This is a genomic window from Okeania sp. SIO2B9, assembly GCF_010672505.1.
GTDB classification, from domain to species: Bacteria; Cyanobacteriota; Cyanobacteriia; order Cyanobacteriales; family Microcoleaceae; genus Okeania; species Okeania hirsuta.
In genome coordinates, this window is the sequence record NZ_JAAHGK010000442.1 from 1 (window position 1) to 5425 (window position 5425).

Annotated in this window: 3 protein-coding genes; all 3 read right to left on the reverse strand. The window is 35.2% G+C overall.

Features of this window, described 5'->3' with window-relative positions; genetic code table 11:
* Positions 1 to 375: 375 nt before the first annotated feature.
* Positions 376 to 1806 carry a response regulator gene (locus F6K13_RS16440; RefSeq protein WP_338043143.1) on the reverse strand — a complete coding sequence of 477 codons (1431 nt, stop codon included), beginning with the start codon at positions 1804 to 1806 and terminating at the stop codon, positions 376 to 378.
* A gap of 24 nt (positions 1807 to 1830) precedes the next feature.
* Positions 1831 to 2985 carry a cache domain-containing protein gene (locus tag F6K13_RS16445; protein WP_205127291.1) on the reverse strand — a complete coding sequence of 385 codons (1155 nt, stop codon included), beginning with the start codon at positions 2983 to 2985 and terminating at the stop codon, positions 1831 to 1833.
* Between the two features lie 463 nt (positions 2986 to 3448).
* A complete protein-coding gene (locus F6K13_RS16450) occupies positions 3449 to 5251 on the reverse strand; it encodes a response regulator (protein ID WP_287287851.1) in 1803 nt (600 codons plus the stop codon).
* Positions 5252 to 5425: the final 174 nt, after the last annotated feature.

Below are 5425 nucleotides of genomic sequence, written 5' to 3' on the forward strand. Positions count from 1 at the left end.
TCCTACTCCCTACTTTCAAGAATATGTAGGAAAAATGGGTGATATTTGATATTTTACCATTTAAAAAAAAAAGAACGTTATGAATAATATCAAATCCGTTTGATCGGACAAAAAAAATATTCAATCGTCATAACTACGCTCATCTTTGTGATTCTCTCTAATCCTGACTCCTGACTCCTGACTCCTAGAGACTTAACCATTCTATAACTGTTTAACCGGATTTGATATAATTTGGATGATTATGGGGATATACCGTTGACGAAAAATATAAGTTCCGACCTAAAAAACAATATCGAAGCCATTTATTCTGACTCCTGACTCCTGACTCCTAATAAATAGTCTACCTATTTGTAGCAAATATTTATCAAACTGATATTACTTCTGAGTAAATGCCCAAGCTCCATCCCAGTTTTTCGGCACACCAGTTGCTGTTAACTCCTCAATTCTTTCTAGATAAAGTTGAGATGTTTGGTCTGAAGAATTAACTGCTAATACTTTCTCAAAATAATTCTTAGCACCAACCAAATCTCCCAAACGATAATACTCTACAGCTAGTTCAAAATCTGCCTGAGTTCTTAATTTTAATTCTCGAACATAATCTACTTCTCCATCAAGCACCTCATAAACATTAATTGGTTCATCTCTACCCTTAACAGATGCTCTATCTAGAAATCTAATTTGATATTTTTGAGGATATTTTAAACTCTTAAAAGCTGACTCAGAAATTAATAAAGAAACTCCATAATACTTAGTCAAACCTTCTAAACGTGAAGTCAAATTCACATTATGAGAAAGTGCATCTCCTGACATTCGAGTTTCCTCTCCAATGATGCCAACCATCATATGACCCCAATGAATACCAATGCCGATTTTCATCGGTAACAAACCCATCGCTTTTAGAGTCTGATTATATTTCTGTAATGTCTTAAGTTGAGAAATAGCTGACTGTATAGCATCATCAGCGCCTTCAGGAAATACAGCCATAATACCATCTCCCATAAACTTAATAATTAAACCATTGTAAGCGCGAATTTCTGGACAAACTTGTTGTAAGTAACCATTTACAAAAGCAAAAGTTTCTTGAGAAGTCATTTTTTCAGATATACTCGTAAAAGAACGAATATCAGAAAAGAATATAGCCATTTTTTTACTCACCCGATCGCCTAAATTGACATCAAGAATATTTTCTTTTGATAGCAATTTGACATATTCGTGGGGTACAAAACGTCCGTAAGCATTAGTGATTTTTGATAATTGAAGATGGGTTTTAACCCTAGTTAATAATTCATCTTTAGCAAAGGGTTTAGTCAAATAATCATTGGCACCAAATCGGAAACCTATAACTAAATCAGCTACTCTATTTTTAGCAGTTAACATCAAGATGGGCAAACTTTGAGCGGGATATTTTTCCCGAACTTTAGCGCAGACTTCATAACCAGACATATTGGGCATCATTACATCTAGTAAAATCATGTCAATATTCTTGTCTTGCTCCAAAGCAGCCAAAGCTTCTTTGACGAGATTAGATAGACGACGAGCGCTATAAACTATCATACTTAAGTTGGAATTGGTGACCGGATTTAACTCTCCAGTGCTACCTTCCAAGATAAATTCACCAAGACCAATAATCCCATTAAGTGGGGTTCGGAGTTCGTGGGAGGTGTTAGCTAAAAATTCGTCTTTGAGGCGGTCTAGTTGTTTGAGTTGTTCATTTTGTGTTTCTAAAGTTTCAAAATAATTTTTAAGTTGAGCTGCCATGAGATTAAAAGAGTTGGCAAGTTCGCCTACTTCATCACGACGGTGAATATTGAGTTGATTTTCCCATTTGCCTTAAGCAATTTCTTTAGCCGCAGAATTAAGTTGTAAAATAGGTTGGGAAATCCAGTTAGTGGTGACTATTCCTATTAAGATAGCTACAATCAGAGCAGCAAGACTGAATAAAATTGTGTTCTTGGTGTTGGTGTTAATTTTTTCCATGAAGTCATTTTCGGGAACAACTACTACTACTAACCAATCAATAACTTTACCATCCCTAACTGGCATTATGCTAGCATAATACCACTCTCCATCAATCGGAAAATTTATTTGTTTGCTACCCTCAATTTCATCAAAATTACCGAACTCTTTTTGTAAGTGTTTGGCCGTGGAACTTACTGTAATGCTATCACTATCAATAGCTTGTAAGCGTTTAATTTTTTTCTTTTTACCAAATTCAATAGTGAGGAATGGTTGGGAAATCTGAGAGCTAACAACTAAATCTCCCGATCGCTCCATAATAAAACTTTGTCCATTGGGACTAATATTTAAGTTTTTGAGAAATTCTGTAATCCTGGTCAAGCTGGTCTGATTTGCTAAAACCCCGATTAACTGGCCAGTAGAATTAAAAATGGGTCTGACAGCGGATATATCCAAAGATGTATTAGCACGAGAGAAAGCTGCATAAATAGAACTCCATGTGGGTTGACCAAGTTTCTTTGCCACTTGATACCAGGGGCGAATCCTGGGGTCATACTCTTTTACTTTCACAAACTCTTCCGCATTACCCCGAGAATCTAGTCGGTAAATTTCACGAACTGGTTGAGTAGCTATAGTACGAATCCGGAAGATAATTTCACCATTATCAGGATTAAGTTCAACACCAATAAATTCTCCCTGCTCATTACCGAAAAAAAGGTCACTTTCCAAATCCCCTTCTTTGATAATTTGCCAAAAATAGGCTCGCATTGCCCCAAAATTGTTGACATCTAAATTGCCACCTTCAATTGCATCATTGGTTACTCTTAGCACCTGATAAGATTTGTTGAGATAACTTAAAACGTGCTGTTCAATACGAGTGCTAATTTCCTTAGTTAACTGGTTTGCAAGAGTATCGACAGTTTGGCGTCCATTGGTAAAAGAAAAATATCCTACTAATCCCACAGCACTAACAATTTGCAGAATAAAAGGGACAATTAGAACAGTTTTGAGAGGAAATTTGCTAAACATTTTGCCCAGTGTCAGAGATAGAGGTTTAAATAGCATCAAAGCTTTAGGTTTATTTCTAATATATCTCTGAACTTGAATTTGGTCATGCAAATTCGAAAAAAAGAATGTTACAAATTATAGGGAATAGGGAACAATTAATAATTAATAATTAGGGCTTGCTGATTAAATATAAAAGCATTTATATATAAAGGTTTTAGCCTTTTTATATCTGGAAAAAGTACCTAGCTTTCAGGAACCTATCCCACTAATAATATTTTTGCTGAAAACCTTAAATATTTTGAGAATTAAAAACGAAAAATTAAGCTTTTAAAATAAATTTTACTTAAACAAATAAGCTTGTTGAAAATAGTGGGATAGGTTCAGCTCTTTATGCTCAAAAAGGTGCGCATTTTGGGCAGGAGAGTAGCCCAAAAATTACTCCCTTACTCCCCCGCTCCCCCCCTCCCCCTACTCCCTATTCCCTTTACTTTTGAGTAAATGCCCAAACCCCATTCCAATTTTTCGGTACACCATTTACCATCAGCTCATCAATTCTTTCCAGATAAACTTGAGCTGTTTTATCTGAAGAATTAACTGCTAAAACTTTCTCAAAATAATCTTTAGCAGAAACTAACTCTCCTAAACGATAATACTCCAAACCTAATGAAAAATCTACCTGAGTTTTTAATTTTAATTCTCGTACAGAATCAACTTCACCATCCAGCACTTCATAAACATTAATTGGTTCATCTCTACCCTTCACAGATGCCCGGTCTAAAAACCGAATTTGATATTTTTGCGGATTTTTTAAACAATTAAAAGCTGACTCAGAAATTAATAACGACACACCATAAAACTTAGTCAAACCTTCCAAACGAGCCGTCAAATTCACATTATCAGAAAGTGCATCTCCAGACATTCGACCTTCCTCTCCAACTATACCTACCATCATATGACCCCAATGAATACCTATACCAATTTTAATTGGGGGAAAATCTTCTGCTTTTAGGGTCTGATTATATTCTTGTAATTTCTTGAGTTGAGCAATAGCAGTTTCAACGGCATCATCAGCGCCATCCGGGAATACTGCCATAATCCCATCTCCCATAAACTTAATAATCAAACCGTGGCGATCGCGAATTTCTGGACAAACCTGTTGTAAATAACCATTCACAAAAGCAAAAGTTTCTTGAGAAGTCATCTGCTCAGATATAGTTGTAAAAGAGCGAATATCAGAAAAGAAAATTGCCATTTCTTTACTTACTCTGTCTCCTAATTTAACATTGATAATACTTTCTTTTGAGAGTAACTTCACATATTCGTGAGGAACAAAACGCTCATAAGAATTAGTAATTTTTGATAATTGAATATGAGTTTTAATCCGAGTTAATAACTCATCTTTAGCAAAAGGTTTAGTTAAATAATCATTTGCACCAAATTGGAAACCCATAACCAAATCAGCCACTTGATTTTTAGCAGTTAACATTAAAATGGGCAAATTCTCCGCAGGATATGTTTCTCTAATTTTAGCGCAGACTTCATAACCAGACATATTTGGCATCATTACGTCTAACAAAATTAGGTCAAAATTCTGATGTTTGGCTACAGCATCTAAAGCTTCTTTTCCATTTAATGCTTGAGTAATTTGATATTTATTGGCCGTCAAATGGTTAGTTAGAACTTGCACATTTATCGGTTCATCATCAACAACTAAAATATGGAAATCACCATCTGCTAAATGATTTTCATAGGGTTCGATGTTTGGGGATGTTTCTACGATATCATTAACTCTAGAAACAGAAATATTCAGAGGATCGGCGACATATTTTTCGGAAATGGGTAGAGTAAAACTAAAACTAGAACCGACACCAAATTGAGACTGTACCCAAATTTTACCCCCATGAAGTTCAACTAATTGCTTGGTGACAGCTAACCCTAAACCTGTACCACCGTATTTTCTAGCTGTGGAACCTTCTCCTTGTTCAAAATATTTAAAAATGCTTTCTAATTTATCACTGGGAATACCAATACCAGTATCAGAAACAGTAATTATCATTTCCTGAAATGCTTGGGAGTTATAATTATTGGTAATTAGTGCTGCTGAGATTTCAACTTTACCAGAGTCAGTAAACTTGAGTGCATTGCCAATTAGGTTGTAGAGAATTTGTTGTAAACGGTTTTCATCAGCACTAACGGGAGGTAAATTTTTGGGGATAGCATTGATTAACTGTAGATTTTTATTTTTGCTGATCAATAGATTTAAGGTGACTACTGTTTCTACAACCACAAAAACATCAACTGCTTTAATCTGTAATTCTAGTCTATTGTATCTAATTTGGGAAAAGTCAAGAATGGCATTATTGGTATTGGTGAATTTCTTCTAGGAGAACCAACCCAAAATATTAATACAACCATCACTTCCAACTTAACTATGATTGTATCTAGCGCTCGTCGTCTTTCA